General features: G+C 61.4%; 19 protein-coding genes. 5 read left to right on the top strand and 14 right to left on the bottom strand.

From position 1 onward, the window contains the following. Positions 1 to 14 precede the first annotated feature (14 nt). From ureG to ureE, 3 genes are read right to left on the bottom strand one after another with little or no spacing between them, the layout of a single operon-like run. Positions 15 to 629 carry an urease accessory protein UreG gene (gene ureG, locus C4J85_RS02815; RefSeq protein ID WP_017849719.1) on the bottom strand — a complete coding sequence of 205 codons (615 nt, stop codon included), beginning with the start codon at positions 627 to 629 and terminating at the stop codon, positions 15 to 17. Positions 630 to 651: 22 nt separating this feature from the next. Next, positions 652 to 1326, bottom strand: a complete 675-nt coding sequence (locus tag C4J85_RS02820; protein ID WP_124365653.1) for an urease accessory protein UreF — start codon at positions 1324 to 1326, stop codon at positions 652 to 654. Next, a complete protein-coding gene (gene ureE / locus C4J85_RS02825) occupies positions 1323 to 1823 on the bottom strand; it encodes an urease accessory protein UreE (protein WP_124365654.1) in 501 nt (166 codons plus the stop codon). Before ureE ends, C4J85_RS02820 begins: the two co-directional genes overlap by 4 nt. Before the next feature lie 339 nt (positions 1824 to 2162). On the opposite strand from ureE, the gene C4J85_RS02830 reads away from it, so the two are divergent. Next, on the top strand, positions 2163 to 2660 hold the full coding sequence (locus tag C4J85_RS02830) for a C40 family peptidase (protein WP_124361056.1): 498 nt from the start codon (positions 2163 to 2165) through the stop codon (positions 2658 to 2660). A gap of 4 nt (positions 2661 to 2664) precedes the next feature. Here C4J85_RS02830 and C4J85_RS02835 read toward each other — a convergent pair whose 3' ends face one another. After that, a complete protein-coding gene (locus tag C4J85_RS02835; RefSeq protein WP_124361057.1) occupies positions 2665 to 3297 on the bottom strand; it encodes a TetR family transcriptional regulator in 633 nt (210 codons plus the stop codon). A 151-nt stretch (positions 3298 to 3448) separates the two neighbouring features. Continuing rightward, positions 3449 to 3820, bottom strand: a complete 372-nt coding sequence (locus tag C4J85_RS02840) for a hypothetical protein (protein ID WP_124361058.1) — start codon at positions 3818 to 3820, stop codon at positions 3449 to 3451. A gap of 357 nt (positions 3821 to 4177) precedes the next feature. Here C4J85_RS02840 and C4J85_RS02845 point away from each other — a divergent pair, with 357 nt between their 5' ends. Further along, positions 4178 to 6244 carry an AsmA family protein gene (locus C4J85_RS02845; protein ID WP_124408948.1) on the top strand — a complete coding sequence of 689 codons (2067 nt, stop codon included), beginning with the start codon at positions 4178 to 4180 and terminating at the stop codon, positions 6242 to 6244. A 118-nt stretch (positions 6245 to 6362) separates the two neighbouring features. On the opposite strand, the gene C4J85_RS02850 is transcribed toward C4J85_RS02845, so the two are convergent. Then, positions 6363 to 6893 carry a bacterioferritin gene (locus C4J85_RS02850; protein WP_124365656.1) on the bottom strand — a complete coding sequence of 177 codons (531 nt, stop codon included), beginning with the start codon at positions 6891 to 6893 and terminating at the stop codon, positions 6363 to 6365. A 236-nt stretch (positions 6894 to 7129) separates the two neighbouring features. Here C4J85_RS02850 and C4J85_RS02855 point away from each other — a divergent pair, with 236 nt between their 5' ends. Next, entirely contained in the window at positions 7130 to 7429 is a 300-nt protein-coding gene (locus C4J85_RS02855) for a PsiF family protein (RefSeq protein WP_124361061.1), read from the top strand. Between the two features lie 177 nt (positions 7430 to 7606). Continuing rightward, positions 7607 to 8620: an AI-2E family transporter gene (locus C4J85_RS02860; RefSeq protein WP_124361062.1), complete on the top strand. Its 1014-nt coding sequence runs from the start codon at positions 7607 to 7609 to the stop codon at positions 8618 to 8620. A gap of 124 nt (positions 8621 to 8744) precedes the next feature. Here C4J85_RS02860 and C4J85_RS02865 read toward each other — a convergent pair whose 3' ends face one another. Then, positions 8745 to 10013 (bottom strand): Hsp70 family protein, encoded by a 1269-nt coding sequence (locus C4J85_RS02865; protein WP_124406168.1) that lies wholly within the window; start codon positions 10011 to 10013, stop codon positions 8745 to 8747. Between the two features lie 236 nt (positions 10014 to 10249). Here C4J85_RS02865 and C4J85_RS02870 point away from each other — a divergent pair, with 236 nt between their 5' ends. Continuing rightward, positions 10250 to 11188: a DnaJ C-terminal domain-containing protein gene (locus C4J85_RS02870; RefSeq protein ID WP_124408949.1), complete on the top strand. Its 939-nt coding sequence runs from the start codon at positions 10250 to 10252 to the stop codon at positions 11186 to 11188. A gap of 113 nt (positions 11189 to 11301) precedes the next feature. Here the strand turns inward: C4J85_RS02870 and ureC are convergent, their stop codons facing one another. The 7 genes from ureC to urtE all read right to left on the bottom strand — a co-directional run bounded on the left by ureC (position 11302) and on the right by urtE (position 16447). Further along, the gene (gene ureC / locus C4J85_RS02875; RefSeq protein WP_124408950.1) at positions 11302 to 13002 is read right to left on the bottom strand and encodes an urease subunit alpha; all 1701 of its coding nucleotides are present in this window, start codon (positions 13000 to 13002) and stop codon (positions 11302 to 11304) included. 123 nt (positions 13003 to 13125) lie between these two features. Beyond that, positions 13126 to 13434, bottom strand: coding sequence for an urease subunit beta (locus C4J85_RS02880; protein ID WP_124408951.1), 309 nt, complete (start codon positions 13432 to 13434; stop codon positions 13126 to 13128). Next, positions 13431 to 13964 (bottom strand): GNAT family N-acetyltransferase, encoded by a 534-nt coding sequence (locus tag C4J85_RS02885; protein WP_124369415.1) that lies wholly within the window; start codon positions 13962 to 13964, stop codon positions 13431 to 13433. Before C4J85_RS02885 ends, C4J85_RS02880 begins: the two co-directional genes overlap by 4 nt. Before the next feature lie 5 nt (positions 13965 to 13969). Then, entirely contained in the window at positions 13970 to 14482 is a 513-nt protein-coding gene (locus C4J85_RS02890; protein ID WP_124408952.1) for a GNAT family N-acetyltransferase, read from the bottom strand. Between the two features lie 9 nt (positions 14483 to 14491). Further along, positions 14492 to 14794: an urease subunit gamma gene (gene ureA, locus C4J85_RS02895; protein WP_003171437.1), complete on the bottom strand. Its 303-nt coding sequence runs from the start codon at positions 14792 to 14794 to the stop codon at positions 14492 to 14494. Positions 14795 to 14877: 83 nt separating this feature from the next. Next, the gene (locus tag C4J85_RS02900; protein WP_124408953.1) at positions 14878 to 15717 is read right to left on the bottom strand and encodes an urease accessory protein UreD; all 840 of its coding nucleotides are present in this window, start codon (positions 15715 to 15717) and stop codon (positions 14878 to 14880) included. Positions 15718 to 15748: 31 nt separating this feature from the next. Further along, positions 15749 to 16447: an urea ABC transporter ATP-binding subunit UrtE gene (gene urtE, locus C4J85_RS02905; RefSeq protein ID WP_124408954.1), complete on the bottom strand. Its 699-nt coding sequence runs from the start codon at positions 16445 to 16447 to the stop codon at positions 15749 to 15751. Between the last annotated feature and the right edge of the window lie 15 nt (positions 16448 to 16462).

The following is a 16462-nucleotide window of genomic DNA, read 5'->3' on the forward strand; positions in this document are numbered from 1 at the left end:
GCTCCGTAGGGGGATCAGGCAGCGGTCAGCAGGCCTTGGCGTTCGATAAAGGCGACGATTTCATCCAGGCCGACGCCGGTTTTCTGGTTGCTGAACACAAAGGGTTTGCCATTGCGCATGCGTTGGGTGTCGCTGTTCATCAACTCCAGCGAGGCACCCACCAGCGGCGCGAGGTCGATCTTGTTGATCACCAGCAGGTCGGATTTGCAAATACCGGGCCCGCCCTTGCGCGGGAGTTTGTCGCCGGCGGACACATCGATCACATAGATGGTCAGGTCTGACAGCTCGGGGCTGAACGTCGCCGACAGGTTGTCGCCGCCGGACTCCACCAGAATCAGGTCCAGGCCGGGAAAACGCCGGTTGAGTTGGTCCACCGCCTCCAGGTTGATCGAGGCATCTTCGCGGATGGCCGTGTGCGGGCAGCCGCCGGTTTCCACGCCGATGATGCGCTCCGGCGCCAGGGCCTGGTTGCGCACCAGGAAATCGGCGTCTTCGCGGGTGTAGATGTCGTTGGTGACCACCGCCAGGTTGTAGCGGTCGCGCAGCGCCAGGCACAGGGCCAGGGTCAGGGCGGTCTTGCCGGAGCCTACCGGGCCGCCGATGCCGACGCGCAGGGGTTGTGTGTTCATGTCAGGTTCTCCAAAAACAGTCTCAGGAACGGAACAGGCGGCTGTACTGGCGTTCATGAGCCATGCACGCCAAAGACAGGCCAAAGGCGGCGCTGCCCAGATGATCGGGTTCGATGCGGTCGGCCTCCTGCTGGGCCTGTTGCAACAGCGGCAGCAGCTCGCTGGTCAGGCGCTGCGCGGCTTGCTGGCCCAGGGGCAGGGTTTTCATCAGCACGGCCAGTTGATTTTCCAGCCAGCTCCATAGCCAGGCGGCGAGCGCGTCTTCGGGGCTGATTGCCCAGGCCCGCGCGGCCAGCGCCCAGCCGAGGGCGAGATGGGGTTCAGGGTGTTGGGCAAGAAAGTCGCGGGCGGCGGCGTCCAGTTCCGGCAAACCATTGAGCAGTTGCTGCAGGGAGTAGCCCATCTGCCGGCTCTCCTGATACAGCTCGCGGGTTTCGCGGCTGGCACGGTGTTCTTCACACAGCTGCGCCAGGCGTGGCCACGCCTGTTCTGTGGCCGCGCGGCAATGGGCGAGCAGCAACGGCGCTTCGAAACGCGCGAGGTTGAGCAGCAATTGATCGCTGATCCAGCGCCGCGCGCTGGCGGCATCGTTGACGCGGCCGTTGTCCACGGCCATTTCCAGGCCTTGGGAATAGCTGTAACCACCAATCGGCAACTGCGGACTGGCCAGGCGCAACAGCGCCCAGGCTGGGTTCATAGACGCACGCCGAACTGATGCAGTTTGGGCGCGTAGTTGAAGGCTTCATCGCCATGCCGCGAATGATGATGGCCACCACCGTAGGCCCCGTGTTCAGGCTGGAAGGGCGCCTCAATGGTGTGCACGTCGGCGCCCAGCTGCTCAAGCATGGCCTTGAGCACATAGTCATCGAGCAGGCGCAGCCAGCCATCGCCAACCTGCAGGGCCACATGGCGGTTGCCAAGGTGATAGGCGGCGCGGGTCAGTTCAAACGCGTTGCGGCAGGTGACATGCAGCAGCTGTTCAGGGCGCGCGCAGACACGTACGACGCGTCCGTCTTCAGCTTGTAGGAATTCGCCATCATGCAGCGGCGGTTGCCCACGCTCCAGAAACAGGCCGACGTCTTCACCCTCGGCACTGAAACAGCGCAGGCGGCTTTTGCTGCGGGCTTCGAAGTTCAGCAGCAGTTCGGCGGCCCAGAGGGCTTGCGGGGCGATTCGGCGGTGGATCACCAGCATCAGAAAGCTTCCGGCTATGAGCGATAAGGGAGCTAGAGCAAGGGGCTTGCCAACCCGGCAGGCGCGTAGGAATTTCCTGTCAGCAGGGCGCGAGCGCCACAAGGCAGGGCACTCGCTGAGTGCATCTGTGTGGCAATTTGGTGCGCTTGAGCGGGTTTTAGCACCATAAAAGGGCATTTTGCGTGGTGAACGGCCGTGTGTTGCATGAAACTTCTTTCATCCAATTCTTCGTGGCGTTTTTAAGGATTTTTCCCACAAGGCTACGGGAATCGGCCTTCGTGGAGTTACACGGGGGTTGTTTAAGATTCGCGCCGTGTTTAATTCACTGCGATGTACATCATGTTCAAGTCACTTATCTGTTCCGTCATTGTCAGCCTGTCGTGCCTTATCTCATCAGCCTCGGCCACTCTTCAACAGCCGCCCACCTTTGTTTCCAAGCCCGCATCGTCCTCGGTCGACGATGTGATCGACCGGGCCCATCAATTGCTCGGCACACCCTACAAGTGGGGCGGTACGTCTACCGAGCAAGGGTTCGATTGCAGCAGTTTCCTGGTCTATCTGTTCAAGACCGAAGCGAATATTCAGCTTCCGCGCACCACGGCTGCGATGCACCGTTCCACCGCCGCGACCATCAAGCGCACTGCGTTGAAGCCGGGCGACGCGGTCTTTTTCAAAGGCAACGGGCAGGGGCGGGTGAGTCACGTCGGGCTGTATATCGGCGAAGGCAAATTCATCCATTCACCGCGTACCGGCAAAAATGTGCGTATCGATTCGTTGAGCAATACCTATTGGAGCAAGAACTACACCACGGCCAAGCGCTTTCATACGGCCGGCTGAGGCATTACTCGGTACTGCCCAGGCCTTGCCAATGCTTGAGGCCGATAAAGATGAATCGCAATTGCTGGGTGATCTTCGCCTGGGGCGTGAGATGGGCAGGCAACGCGTGGGCGGGTGGGTCGATGATGTCGGGCAGGGTGGCGAACACGCTTTTGACGATGAGGTCCGCCATTACGTGCAAACCTTCGGCATCCAGGTGTTGCAGCTTGGGCATCAGCGTGAGGTCGGCCGCCAGGTCGCGGGTGATGTCTTCGCGCAGGGCGCCGATGGCCTGGCGCACTGCCAGGCAACCGCCATATTGTTCGCGGGCCAGGAACAGGAACTGGGAACGGTTGGCCGAGACCACATCGAGAAAGATCCGCACAGACGCATCGATGATCCCGCCCATCACGAATTCGTTGTGGCGCACCAGGCGAATCGTGGCGCGGAAGGTCTGGCCGACTTCACTGACCAATACGAGCCCAAGCTCGTCCATGTCGGCGAAATGGCGATAGAACCCGGTGGGTACAATACCCGCGGCCTTCGCCACTTCGCGCAGGCTCAGGCTGCCAAACCCACGGCCACACTCCATCAGATGGCGGGCAGCGTCCATCAAGGCGAGGCGGGTCTGTTGCTTCTGTTCGGCGCGGGGCAGCATGAGCGGATGGGCTTTGTCGGCGAGTACAGCGACGCACTCTAGCAAAACCGCTTTGCCGGCGTCGAACTTGGCGGGGGCGAGACGTGACGCGGTCTATATAAAAGCGAAAGCCCGATCGACAGACCGGGCTTTTTTCTGGGCCACCATGGGCTTAGCTCTGTGCTTGATGCAGTTCTTCCAGACGGTCGGCACCGCCTTCGGCAAGACCTTGGGTGTAGGCGCGATCATTGGCTTGTTCAGCGCCGCCTTCTACCAGACCTTTTTCTTGCAGGCGGTCGTTGCCACCTTCGGTCAGGCCTTCGGTGTAGGCGCGTTTGTTGGCCTGTTCCGAACCGTTTTCAGCGACAGCGCCTTTAGCGTAATCACGATTTTCGTCTTCTTGCGAACCGCTGCGCGCCAGGGTCTGGCTGGACTGCACGGCTTGGGCTTTGTTCTGTGGGGTGGCCTGTTCGGCGGCTGGCAGGGCGAAGGCACTGGAAGCCAGGATGGATAACAGGACGGTAGCGAGTACTTGGCGTTTCATGAGGGTTGCTCCTTGGGAGGGCGATAAAGTGGGTACAGGGCTAATGCTACTCTTGATAAGTCGATATAAAAGTTCATAAAGACAATGGTAATAATCAACAGAATTGATTGTTCCCACGGGAGGCTCTAGAACGCGCCTCTCAAGCACGCGGTTTTGCACCGGGGTGGGTATTTTCGACACGAACCTGGGTAACAATGGTGCGTCGTTGATGATCAACCTTGTCTGCTCGATCAGGAAAATCGGTTTTTTCGGCTAAATCGACCGTTGCGTTAAACCCCCAGGCACTTTGCCAGTCGTAGTCCTATAAGCTGTGTCAAAGGCTGTTGCCCAGCCAGTCGTATTCAGGAGCCCTGTGCAATGACGCGCACTCGAAAAATTGTCGCTTGGAGCTGCGCCAGCTTCGTTCTGTTGATTGCAATCGTGGTATTGGTCCTGGTGTTCTTCGACTGGAACCGCATCAAGCCCCCCCTCAATGCCAAGGTCTCCGAAGAGTTGCACCGCCCGTTCGCCATCAATGGCAACTTGGCGGTGGTGTGGCAGCGCGAGCCCGACGAAGGCGGCTGGCGGGCGTGGGTGCCGTGGCCCCATGTGATTGCCGAAGACCTGAGCCTGGGCAACCCCGACTGGTCCAAGCAGCCGCAGATGGTCACGCTGAAGAAAGTCGAGTTGCGTATTTCGCCATTGGCCTTGCTGGCACAACGTGTGGTGATCCCGCGTATCGACCTCACCGAACCGAGCGCCGACCTGCAGCGCCTGGCGGACGGCCGGGCCAACTGGACCTTCAAGTTCGACCCCAAGGACCCCGACGCCGAGCCTTCCAGCTGGGTGGTGGATATCGGCGCCATCGGCTTCGACAAGGGCCACGTCACCCTCGACGACCAGACCCTCAAGACCCGCCTCGATGTGATCATCGACCCGCTGGGCAAACCGATTCCTTTCGGTGAAATCGTCGGTGACGCCGATGCCAAAAAGGCCTTGGAGAAAGGCTCGGCGCCGCAGGACTATGCGTTCGGCCTCAAGGTCAAAGGCCAATACCATGGCCAGGCGCTGGCCGGCACCGGCAAGATCGGCGGGTTGCTCGCCTTGCAGGACGCGGCCAAGCCGTTCCCGCTGCAGGCCCAGGTCCAGATCGCCGACACCAGCATCGCCCTGGCCGGCACCCTGACCGACCCGCTCAACCTCGGCGCCCTCGACCTGCGCCTGAAGCTGTCGGGCAGCAGCCTCGGCAACCTCTACCCGTTGACTGGCGTGACATTGCCCGATTCGCCGGCGTACTCAACCGACGGTCATTTGATCGCCAAGCTGCACGAAGCCAGCGGCGCTTCATTTCGTTATGAAAACTTCAACGGCAAGATCGGCAACAGCGACATCCACGGCAACCTGGCCTACGTTGCGAGCCAGCCACGGCCCAAGCTCAGCGGCGCGCTGGTGTCCAACCAACTGCTGATGGATGACCTGGCACCCTTGATCGGCGCCGACTCCAACGCCAAGCAGAAAGCCCGTGGCGGCGAAAGCAAACAACCGGCCACCAAAGTCTTGCCGGTTGAAGAGTTCCGCACCGAGCGCTGGCGCGAGATGGATGCCGACGTGGAATTCACCGGCAAACGCATTGTGCACAGCGCCGACCTGCCTTTCACCGACCTCTATACGCACCTGGTGCTCAATGATGGTGAGCTGAGCCTCGAGCCCCTGCGCTTCGGCGTGGCCGGCGGCAAACTCGATGCGCAGATCCGCTTGAACGGCCGCACCACGCCGATGGAAGGCCGCGCGAAACTCACGGCGCGTAACTTCAAGCTCAAACAGCTGTTCCCGACCTTTGAACCGATGAAAACCAGCTTTGGTGAACTCAACGGCGACGCCGATATTGCCGGGCGCGGCAACTCCGTGGCGGCGCTGCTGGGCACGGCCAACGGTGACTTGAAGATGCTGATCAACGACGGCGCCATCAGCCGTGGCCTGATGGAAATCGCTGGCCTTAACGTGGGCAACTACGTGGTGGGGCGCCTGTTTGGCGACAAGGAAGTGAAGATCAACTGCGCGGCGGCGGACTTCGGCATCAAGACCGGTTTGGCGACGACACGCTTGTTTGTGTTCGATACCGAGAACGCGATCATCTACGTCGATGGCACAGCGAATATGGCGACCGAGCAGTTGGACCTGACCATCACGCCGGAATCCAAGGGCTTTCGTCTGTTCTCCCTGCGCTCGCCGTTATATGTGAACGGGCCGTTCATCAAGCCCAATGCCGGGGTGAAAGCCATCCCCCTGGCGCTGCGCGGCGCGGGCATGGTCGCCCTGGGTGTGATCGCCGGCCCGGCTGCCGGGTTGCTTGCACTGGTCGCCCCAAGTGGCGGCGAGCCGAATGCGTGCGCACCGTTGCTGCAACAGATGCGAGAAGGCAAGGCGCCGAAAACCGTGAAGTAATAACGAAATGTGGGAGGGGGCTTGCTCCCGATAGCGGTGTATCAGCCAATCAATCTTTGACTGAAACAATGCTATCGGGAGCAAGCCCCCTCCCACAGGGGTATTGCGGTGTTGCGGGTTACAGACCCTGCAGAATATCCGCCATGTCATCGGCGTGTTCTTCTTCCTGGGCCAGGATCTCTTCGAAGATGCGACGGGTAGTCGGGTCTTTATCGCCGATGTACTGAATGATCTCGCGATAGCTGTCCACCGCGATGCGCTCGGCCACCAGGTCTTCGTAGACCATTTCTTTCAGCGAATTGCCCGCCACGTATTGGGCGTGGGAATTCTTCGACAACAGGTCGGGGTTGAACTCCGGCTCGCCGCCCAGTTGCACGATGCGTTCGGCGAGTTTGTCGGCGTGTTCGGCTTCCTGGGTGGCGTGCTCCAGGAACTCGTCGGCGGCGACGCTGGCTTTCAGGCCGCTGGCCATGAAGTAATGACGCTTGTAGCGCAACACGCAGACCAGCTCTGTGGCCAGCGCTTCGTTGAGCAGGCGGATGATTTCTTCGCGGTCGGCGTTATAGCCTTCGGTCACGGCACCGTTTTCGACGTTCTGGCGGGCGCGGCTGCGCAGGGTCGCAACGTCAGTCAAGTGTGCTTCAGTCATCTCAATCTCCTGGGGCTAATCCGGTTTTACGCCACGCTCTGCCGGCGTGATCGCTCCAGGTTGTGAGTCGCGCAAAGGGCGAAAAGTTTTATCGGATTTAACCGGATGTGTCATGAGCACTCCGTGTACTGGCATCGCGGCGACTGGAATATCCATGGCCGGTGAAGTTGTAACGAGTTTTGACTACACTGCGCTGTAGGCCGCGCCCTTCGGCACGGTAACCGGGAGAAAACTCCATGAAGATGCTGCGTATTCCGTTGATCATGATGAGCCTGCTGCTGTGTTCCCAAGGTTTTGCCGCCACCGCCCAGCAAAACAAAATGACCACCTGCAATGCCGAAGCCTCCACCAAGACCCTCAAGGGCGACGAGCGCAAGGCCTTCATGAAGACCTGCCTGTCGGCCCCGGCGGCCAATGACGCCAAGACCCTGACCCCGCAGCAGCAGAAGATGAAGGATTGCAACGCGTCGGCGAAAACCAAGGCGTTGGCCGGTGATGCGCGCAAGACCTTCATGAGTACTTGCCTGAAGAATTGATAGCCCCAGGCCATAGAAGGCTGCGACACTCGTACACAGCCCCCCTGTAGGAGCGAGCTTGCTCGCGAAGAACTCAATTACCCCCGCGTTTATTCAGAATAAACGCGTTATCGTTGGCGACCTTCGCGAGCAAGCTCGCTCCTGCACATCCTTTAACGCCGTTCGTTTTGAGGCTGTATGCCAACGTTTTCTCAGCGTCATGTGTTGTTGCTGTCCAGCTACATCATCATTTTCGGCGGGTTGCTGCTGGTGCTGCCGCTGAAACTGCTGCCCAGCCTGCTGGCTGGCCTGTTGGTCTATGAACTGGTCAACATGCTTACGCCCCAGCTGCAGCGCCTGATCGAAGGGCGGCGTGCGCGCTGGCTGGCGGTGGCCTTGCTGGGTACCTTGATCGTCAGCGTGCTCACGCTGATCTTCGCCGGCGCGATCAGCTTCCTGCTGCACGAAGCGGAAAACCCCGGCGCCTCGCTGGATAAATTCATGCATGTGGTCGACCGCGCACGCGGCCAGTTACCGCCGTCCATCGATGCCTATCTGCCCGCCAGCGCCGCCGAATTCCGCGTTGCCATCGGCGACTGGCTGAGCAAACACCTGAGCGAACTGCAACTGGTCGGCAAAGACGCGGCTCATATGTTCGTCACCTTGCTGATCGGCATGGTGCTCGGCGCGATCATCGCCCTGCAGCGCGTGCCCGACCTGACCAAGCGCAAACCCCTGGCCGCCGCGTTGTTCGACCGCCTGCACCTGTTGGTCCAGGCGTTTCGCAACATCGTCTTCGCCCAGATCAAGATCGCCGCGCTCAACACCGCCTTCACCGCCGTGTTCCTCGCCGTGGTGCTGCCGCTGTGCGGCATTCACCTGCCGCTGACCAAAACCCTGATCGTGCTGACCTTCCTGCTCGGCCTGCTGCCGGTAATCGGCAACCTGATGTCCAACACCCTGATCACGATTGTCGCGTTGTCGCTGTCGATTTGGGTCGCGGTGGCGGCGCTGGGGTATTTGATCGTGATTCACAAGGTCGAGTACTTCCTCAACGCGCGCATCGTCGGCGGGCAGATCAGTGCCAAGTCGTGGGAGTTGTTGTTGGCGATGCTGGTGTTCGAGGCCGCGTTCGGCTTGCCGGGGGTGGTGGCGGGGCCGATTTATTATGCGTATTTGAAGAGTGAGCTGAAGCTCGGTGGGATGGTTTAGGTTTTGTGTTGCCTGGGCTGACGCCATCGGGAGCAAGCCCCCTCCCACATTTTGACCGTGTTCACAAATCAAAGGTGGGAGGGGGCTTGCTCCCGATGGGGGCGCCGCAGATTCAAGTTACAACTCAGTTGCCGTAACGTTTGCTGGCCTCAATCGCCAACCCACTGCCGATACTGCCAAAGATATTCCCTTCCACATGCCGCGCATTCGGCAGCATCGCCGAGATGCTGTGGCGCAGTGCCGGGATCCCGCTGGAGCCACCGGTGAAGAACACCGTGTCCACCTGGGCCACATCCACCGAGGCGTCGTTGAGCAGTTGGGTCACGCTGTTGCGCACGCGCTCGAGCAGGCCATCGATGGCCGATTCAAACAGGTTGCGGCTCAGTTCCACGCTCAAGCCAGGCTCAACCCGGTCCAGCAACACCAGGCGGCTGTCTTCATGGGTCAGCTGGATCTTGGTCTCTTCCACTTCCATCGCCAACCAGTGCCCGGCACGCTGTTCGATCAGCTTGAACAGGCGGTCGATGCCGCCAGTGTCTTCGATGTCGTAGCGCATGCTGCCCAGGGCCAGCTGGGATTTCTGCGAGTACACCGAGTTGATGGTATGCCAGGTAGCCAGGTTCATGTGGTGGCTGGTCGGCATGTAGGCGCCGCTTTTCATGCGGCTGCCGTAGCCGAACAGCGGCATCATGCCTTGCAGGCTGAGCTGCTTGTCGAAGTCGGTACCGCCGATGTGTACGCCACCGGTGGCGAGGATGTCGCTCTGGCGGTTGTCGTTATGACGACGGTCCGGTGACAGGCGCACCAGGGAGAAGTCGGAGGTACCGCCGCCGATGTCGACGATCAGCACCAGCTCTTCTTTTTCGATGGTCGACTCGTAGTCGAACGCTGCGGCAATCGGTTCGTACTGGAACGAGATGTCCTTGAAGCCGATCTTGCGGGCCACGTCGACCAGGGTGTTTTCCGCTTCCTGGTCGGCCATCGGGTCGTCATCGACGAAAAACACCGGGCGCCCCAGCACCACTTCTTCGAACTCGCGGCCGGCGGTGGCTTCGGCGCGGCTCTTGAGCTGGCCGATGAACAGCGCCAGCAGGTCGGTGAACGGCATCGCCGTGCCCAATACGCTGGTGTCGTGCTTGATCAGCTTGGAACCCAGCAGGCTCTTGAGCGAGCGCATCAAGCGGCCTTCGTAGTTCTCCAGGTATTCGTGCAGCGCCAGGCGACCGTACACCGGGCGGCGTTCCTCGAAGTTGAAGAACACCACTGACGGCAGGGTGATCTTGTCGTCCTCCAGCGCGATAAGCGTCTCCTCGCCGGGGCGGATCCAGCCGACGGTGGAGTTGGACGTGCCGAAGTCGATGCCGCAGGCACGGGCTGGGGATGGGTTTTTCATGTCGATCGGGTTCCGGTTGCAAAACGGCCGCGCAGTGTATGCCAGTCGACGCCGGATGCGTAGGCCGACCATCCGTTAAATAGCGCTTGAAAGCGCGTGATTCGCCCCCACATCTGGTGCATACGGCAAGTGCCTGTAAAACTCCGACGCACCCCAGGCCGCAAGACTCAACACGTGCAAACCAGCGCACCTTGTGTCCGGGCTGTGCGATCTCGTTTAAGGATGGTGAACCACCGATGGATTTCAAAGACTACTACAAGATTCTGGGTGTCGAGCCGAGCGCCGACGACAAGGAAATCAAAGCCGCCTATCGCAAGCTCGCGCGCAAATATCACCCGGACGTGAGCAAGGAAAAAGACGCCGAAGCCAAGTTCAAGGACGCGTCTGAAGCCTATGAAGCCCTCAAGAGCGCTGACAAGCGTGCCGAGTACGACGAGCTGCGCAAATATGGCCAGCACGGTCAGCCGTTCCAGGGGCCACCTGGCTGGCAGAGCCGTGGCGGCTTTGGCGGTAGCGCGGGCACTGAGGATTTCTCGGACTTCTTCAGCTCGATCTTCGGCTCGCGCAACGACGGGTTCGGCGGCGGCCAGCGCCGCCCTGCCGGACGCAAGGGCCAGGACGTAGAGATGCAGTTGTCGGTGTCCCTCGAGGAGACGCTGTCCACCGAGTCCAAGCAGATCAGCTTCCAGGTGCCTCAGTACGACGCTTCTGGCCGGCACGTGAGCAATACGGTCAAGAACCTGAACGTGAAGATCCCGGCCGGTGTGGCCGACGGTGAACGCATCCGCCTCAAGGCCCAGGGCGCGCCCGGAATTGGCGGCGGCGCCAACGGTGATCTGTACCTGATCATCAAGTTCGCGCCCCACACCAAGTTCGAAGTGGATGGCGAAAACCTGGTGATCAACCTGCCGCTGGCGCCGTGGGAATTGGCGCTGGGCACGGAAGTCACGGTGCCGACGCTGACCGGCAAGATCAACCTCAAGGTGCCCGCCGGCAGCCAGAATGGCCAGCGCATGCGCGCCAAGGGCCATGGGCTGCTGAACAAGGCTGGCCAGCGAGGTTTCCTGTTCGTGCAACTCAAGGCGGTGATGCCGCCGGCAGGTAGCGACGAGGTGAAAGCGTTGTGGCAGGAGCTGGCCAAGAAAGCCAACTTCAATCCGCGCGAGAACTTCTAAGGCACTGTACCCGTGGCGAGGGAGCTTGCTCCCGCTGGAGTGCGAAGCGCTCCCAGGATTTTGGGGCCGCTCCGCGACCCAGCGGGAGCAAGCTCCCTCGCCACAGGGGGGAGTTAGAACAGGAAATAGCGCTGCGCCATCGGCAGTACTTCAGCCGGTTCACACCACAGCAATACACCATCGGCCTTGACCTGATACGTCTGCGGGTCCACTTCGATATCCGGCAGGTAATCGTTATGGATCAGGTCGCTCTTCTGCACCTCGCGACAGCCCTTGACCACCGCAATCTGTTTTTTCAAACCCAGGGCTTCCGGCAGGCCGGCCTTCTGCGCTGCCTGGCTGATAAAGGTCAGGCTGGTGGCATGCAGTGAGCTGCCGAAGCTGGCGAACATCGGGCGGTAGTGCACCGGCTGCGGTGTCGGAATCGAAGCGTTGGCATCGCCCATCAGGCTGGAGGCAATCGCGCCGCCCTTGAGGATCAGCGTGGGCTTGATCCCGAAGAACGCCGGGCGCCACAGCACCAGATCGGCCCATTTGCCAACTTCGATGGAGCCGACGATATGGCTGATGCCATGGGTGATCGCCGGGTTGATGGTGTACTTGGCGATATAGCGCTTGGCGCGAAAGTTGTCATTGCCCGGCCCGTCACCGGGCAGGGCGCCGCGCTGTTTTTTCATCTTGTCGGCGGTCTGCCAGGTGCGGGTGATCACTTCGCCGACGCGGCCCATGGCCTGGCTGTCGGAACTGATCATCGAGAACGCGCCGAGGTCGTGCAGGATATCTTCGGCGGCAATGGTCTCGCGACGGATGCGGCTTTCGGCGAAGGCCACGTCTTCGGCGATGCTCGGGTCCAGGTGGTGGCAGACCATCAGCATGTCCAGGTGTTCGTCGATGGTGTTGCGGGTGAACGGCCGCGTCGGGTTGGTGGAACTGGGCAGCACGTTCGGGAAGCCGCAGGCCTTGATGATGTCCGGCGCATGCCCGCCACCGGCCCCTTCGGTGTGGTAGGTGTGAATGGTGCGGCCCTTGAGCGCGGCGAGGGTGGTTTCGACGAAGCCGGATTCGTTGAGGGTGTCGCTGTGGATTGCCACCTGCACATCGTATGCATCGGCGACGCTCAGGCAGTTATCGATGCTGGCGGGCGTGGTGCCCCAGTCTTCGTGCAGCTTCAAGCCAATGGCGCCGGCCTTGACCTGTTCGATCAACGGCTCGGGCAGGCTTGCGTTGCCCTTGCCGGTAAAGCCGATGTTCATCGGGAACGAATCACTGGCCTGCAGCATGCGCGCCAGGTGCCAAGGCCCTGATGTGCAGGTGGTCGCGTTGGTGCCGGTGGCAGGTCCCGTGCCGCCGCCGATCATGGTGGTGACGCCACTGGTCAGCGCCTCTTCGATCTGCTGCGGGCAGATGAAATGCACATGGGAGTCGATACCGCCGGCGGTGAGGATCATGCCTTCGCCGGCGATCACTTCGGTGCTGGCGCCGATGGCCATGGTCACGCCGGGCTGGATGTCGGGGTTGCCGGCTTTGCCGATGGCGTGGATGCGGCCGTTCTTGAGGCCCACATCGGCCTTGACGATGCCCCAGTGGTCAATGATCAGCGCGTTGGTGATCAGGGTGTCGACCACTTCATGGGCGAGTAACTGGCTCTGGCCCTGACCGTCACGGATCACCTTGCCACCGCCGAATTTCACTTCTTCGCCATACACAGTGAAGTCCTGCTCCACTTCGACGAACAACTCGGTGTCGGCCAGGCGGACCTTGTCGCCAACGGTGGGGCCGTACATGTCGGCGTAGGCTTGTCTGGAAATCTTCATGTGTGTGTCCTCGATCGTTCCCACGCTTTGCGTGGGAATGCATCCTGTGACGCTCTGCGTCACGATGTTAAGAGCGGACGCGGAGCGTCCATGGCGGCGTTTCCACGCGGAGCGTGGGAACGATCAGTCGAGGTCGCCCATGATCCGACCGGCAAACCCAAACACCCGGCGCCCACCGCTCAAGTCCACCAGCTCGACCTCCCGACTTTGCCCCGGCTCAAACCGCACCGCCGTCCCCGCCGGAATATTCAGGCGCATGCCACGGCTCGCGGCGCGGTCGAAGGTCAGCGCATCATTGGTCTCGAAAAAATGATAATGCGAGCCCACCTGAATCGGTCGGTCGCCACTGTTGGCCACGCTCAGGCTGACGGTGCGCCGGCCCACGTTCAGTTCGATCTCGCCAGGCTGGATCTGGAATTCGCCAGGAATCATGCAGGTTGCCCCAGGGTCTTGAAGTAAATGGCGGTCGGGCTGTAGCGCCCGTCCGGGCTTTGGCAGTAGTCGGGCAATTCGCCGACCTTGGTGTAGCGCAGCGACTGGTAGAAGGCCTCGGCGTCGGAGCCGGCTTCGGTGTCGAGGTACAGCAGGCCGCGCTTGTGTTGGCGCGCGGCGAGTTCCAGGGCGTTCATCAATTGCTGCCCCAGGCCGTGGCGCCGCGCACGGCTGTGCACCAGCAGCTTCTGCACCTCGGCACGGTTCAGGCCATTGGCTTTCTGGCACAGCGCCAACTGCACACTGGCGACCACCTGTTCATCGCGCACCACCACCCACAGCAACAGGCTGGCGTCTTCGATGCCGGCTTGCACACCGGTCAGGTACGCGCGGGCCTGGGTCTCATCGAAGTCGGCCATAAAGCCCACCGAGGCGCCATGTCGGACCGCGTCCAGCAACAGCTCGATCAAGCCGAGGCGGTAATGGGCAAAGCTTTCAGCATTGACTCGACGCAGTTGCGCAGCGCTCATCGATCTCACTCCTTGGGCGGTTCGGCGCCCGGGTTCAAGGCCAGTTGCATAAAGGTCAGGTCGAGCCAGCGGCCGAACTTGATACCCACTTGCGGCATCTGCCCGGTGGTGATGAAGCCCAGGCGTTCATGCAGGCGGATCGAGGCCAGATTGCCGCTTTCGATGGCCGCGACCATCACCTGTTTGCCGCCGCTGCGCGCGCGTTCGATCAGGGCCTGCAGCAACCGCGGGCCGAGGCCCTTGCCGCGCTGGTCGTTGCGCACGTACACCGAGTGCTCGACGCTGTAGCGAAAGCCTTCGAAGGGCCGCCAGTCGCCGAACGAGGCGTAGCCGGTAACTTCTGCGTTTTCCACCGCCACCAGGATCGGATAGCCCTGGGCCTGGCGGGCGCTGAACCACGCCTGGCGGTTAGCCAGGTCGACCGGCTGTTCGTTCCAGATCGCCGTGGTGTTCAACACCGCGTCGTTGTAGATATCGCGGATTGCCGGCAGGTCTTGCTCGGTAGCATCACGAATCATTGCCGCGCCTCACGCAATGGGTTGATGAACGGTGACCAGCTTGGTGCCGTCCGGGAAGGTGGCTTCGACCTGGATGTCCGGGATCATTTCCGGAATGCCTTCCATCACTTGCTCACGGCTGAGCAGGGTCGTGCCGTAGTGCATCAGATCGGCCACAGTGCGGCCATCGCGGGCGCCTTCCATCAGCGCGGCGGAAATATAGGCGATGGTTTCCGGGTAGTTGAGCTTCACCCCACGCGCCAGGCGGCGTTCGGCTACCAGGCCGGCGGTGAAGATCAACAGTTTGTCTTTTTCCCGTGGGGTCAAATCCATGGTTCAAGGTCCTTTAAATACATTCTTAAATACAATGCAGATCAAGTGTGGGAGGGGGCTTGCCACCTCCCAAATTTTGATCTTCATGTGCTCCAGATTCTTGGTGCGACTGCTTCGCGGCCAAGCAGCGCCGGGCGCAACAGTTTCCATAATTCAATCAACCATCCCCGCGCCAGCAGCGCTTCGCTGGCCAGGCAGCGCGCAACCAGCAAACCGGGCAGTTGGGTCAAATCGCCGCGCACCGCGTGGGGCAGTGAGCGGCAGTGTTCGAGCAATTGAGCATCGATTTCACCGGTCACCAGCAACGTGGCAAACACCGGTTGCCCATCCAGCCCGATAGGCGAGTCCAGCAGCCCGTCGCCGCCCACAATGCGCTGGCGCTCATGCCAGAGCAACTGGCCGTCGCGGCGGATATCAAGGTGCGATTGAAAGTGGCCGAGGTCGAACCGCTCGCCACTGGCCGGGCGCCCGAGGGCGACCACGTCCCAGTAGAACAACCGCGCATCGCCGTGCAGGTCGATGCGCGTGCTCAGTTCGGCCTGGGCGGCGCTGAATACGATGGTTTCCTGGGGCAGCCATTCCAGGGTCGCGCCGGCCTCCACGCTCAAATTCAACTGCTGAAACGCCGGGCCGCTGGCGCGGTACCACTTGGCCGCGCCGGGGCTGGTCAACTGTGCCCAGGCGCCTTGGGCAACCTGCGCGCTGATGTCGAGGCGATCACCGCCGGCAATGCCGCCGGGCGGGTGCACGATGATGTGCTGGCACACCTCGGGGCCTTCGGCGTACAGGTGTTTTTGCACGCGCAGCGGGCCGAGGTGGCGGCGCAGCACCGGGCGTGTGGTGTCGCCGAAACGCGCATAGCCCAGTTCCAGCTCGGCGCGCCAGCTGGGGGTGAACAGGGCAGGGGTAACGGGCAGGTTCATGGTTTTGTGCTTATCGTTAGGACGCTACAGATTAGATGGTTACCAGCCCGCGTACACCTTCGCTTTGCATATTTTCCCCCCGGCCCTGCTGCACGATTTCGCCACGGGACATCACCAGGTACTGGTCGGCCAGTTCAGCGGCGAAGTCGTAGAACTGCTCCACCAAGAGAATCGCCATGTCACCGCGTGCCGCGAGTTTCTTGATCACCGCGCCGATTTCCTTGATCACCGAGGGCTGTATGCCTTCGGTGGGCTCATCGAGAATCAACAACCGCGGGCGACTCGCCAAGGCGCGGCCGATGGCCAACTGTTGCTGCTGGCCGCCGGACAAATCCCCTCCGCGCCGGTGCTTCATCTGCAGCAGCACCGGGAACAGCTCGTAGATAAAGGCCGGCACTTCCTTGGCTTGGGCACCGGGGAAGCGCGAAAGGCCCATCAGCAGGTTTTCTTCCACCGTCAGCCGGCCGAAAATTTCCCGGCCCTGTGGCACGTAGGCAATGCCAGCGTGTACGCGCTGATGCGGCTTGAACCCGGTGATCGGCTTGCCCTCCCACTTCACCGCGCCTTCCTTGGCCGGCAGCAGGCCCATCAGGCATTTGAGCAGGGTGGTCTTGCCCACGCCATTACGGCCGAGCAGGCAGGTGACTTCGCCGATCTGCACGTCAAACGACAGACCGCGCAGGATATGGCTACCGCCGTAGTACTGGTGCAGCTTGTCGACTTGCAGCATTCTCAAACCTCCTGT

The organism is Pseudomonas sp. R4-34-07, from assembly GCF_003852375.1.
Classification (GTDB): domain Bacteria; phylum Pseudomonadota; class Gammaproteobacteria; order Pseudomonadales; family Pseudomonadaceae; genus Aquipseudomonas.

Excerpts from the sequence above, each read along its gene's own strand:
- C4J85_RS02865 (WP_124406168.1), bottom strand. The coding sequence starts at position 10,013 with ATGAAAAACCCATCCCCAGCCCGTGCCTGCGGCATCGACTTCGGCACG.
- C4J85_RS02885 (WP_124369415.1), bottom strand. The coding sequence starts at position 13,964 with ATGAGCGCTGCGCAACTGCGTCGAGTCAATGCTGAAAGCTTTGCCCAT.
- C4J85_RS02860 (WP_124361062.1), top strand. The coding sequence starts at position 7,607 with ATGCCAACGTTTTCTCAGCGTCATGTGTTGTTGCTGTCCAGCTACATC.
- ureG (WP_017849719.1), bottom strand. The coding sequence starts at position 629 with ATGAACACACAACCCCTGCGCGTCGGCATCGGCGGCCCGGTAGGCTCC.
- C4J85_RS02835 (WP_124361057.1), bottom strand. The coding sequence starts at position 3,297 with ATGCTGCCCCGCGCCGAACAGAAGCAACAGACCCGCCTCGCCTTGATG.
- urtE (WP_124408954.1), bottom strand. The coding sequence starts at position 16,447 with ATGCTGCAAGTCGACAAGCTGCACCAGTACTACGGCGGTAGCCATATC.
- C4J85_RS02840 (WP_124361058.1), bottom strand. The coding sequence starts at position 3,820 with ATGAAACGCCAAGTACTCGCTACCGTCCTGTTATCCATCCTGGCTTCC.
- ureE (WP_124365654.1), bottom strand. The coding sequence starts at position 1,823 with ATGCTGGTGATCCACCGCCGAATCGCCCCGCAAGCCCTCTGGGCCGCC.
- C4J85_RS02845 (WP_124408948.1), top strand. The coding sequence starts at position 4,178 with ATGACGCGCACTCGAAAAATTGTCGCTTGGAGCTGCGCCAGCTTCGTT.
- C4J85_RS02850 (WP_124365656.1), bottom strand. The coding sequence starts at position 6,893 with ATGACTGAAGCACACTTGACTGACGTTGCGACCCTGCGCAGCCGCGCC.
- C4J85_RS02900 (WP_124408953.1), bottom strand. The coding sequence starts at position 15,717 with ATGAACCTGCCCGTTACCCCTGCCCTGTTCACCCCCAGCTGGCGCGCC.
- C4J85_RS02870 (WP_124408949.1), top strand. The coding sequence starts at position 10,250 with ATGGATTTCAAAGACTACTACAAGATTCTGGGTGTCGAGCCGAGCGCC.
- C4J85_RS02820 (WP_124365653.1), bottom strand. The coding sequence starts at position 1,326 with ATGAACCCAGCCTGGGCGCTGTTGCGCCTGGCCAGTCCGCAGTTGCCG.
- C4J85_RS02830 (WP_124361056.1), top strand. The coding sequence starts at position 2,163 with ATGTTCAAGTCACTTATCTGTTCCGTCATTGTCAGCCTGTCGTGCCTT.
- ureC (WP_124408950.1), bottom strand. The coding sequence starts at position 13,002 with ATGAAGATTTCCAGACAAGCCTACGCCGACATGTACGGCCCCACCGTT.
- C4J85_RS02890 (WP_124408952.1), bottom strand. The coding sequence starts at position 14,482 with ATGATTCGTGATGCTACCGAGCAAGACCTGCCGGCAATCCGCGATATC.
- C4J85_RS02880 (WP_124408951.1), bottom strand. The coding sequence starts at position 13,434 with ATGATTCCTGGCGAATTCCAGATCCAGCCTGGCGAGATCGAACTGAAC.
- ureA (WP_003171437.1), bottom strand. The coding sequence starts at position 14,794 with ATGGATTTGACCCCACGGGAAAAAGACAAACTGTTGATCTTCACCGCC.
- C4J85_RS02855 (WP_124361061.1), top strand. The coding sequence starts at position 7,130 with ATGAAGATGCTGCGTATTCCGTTGATCATGATGAGCCTGCTGCTGTGT.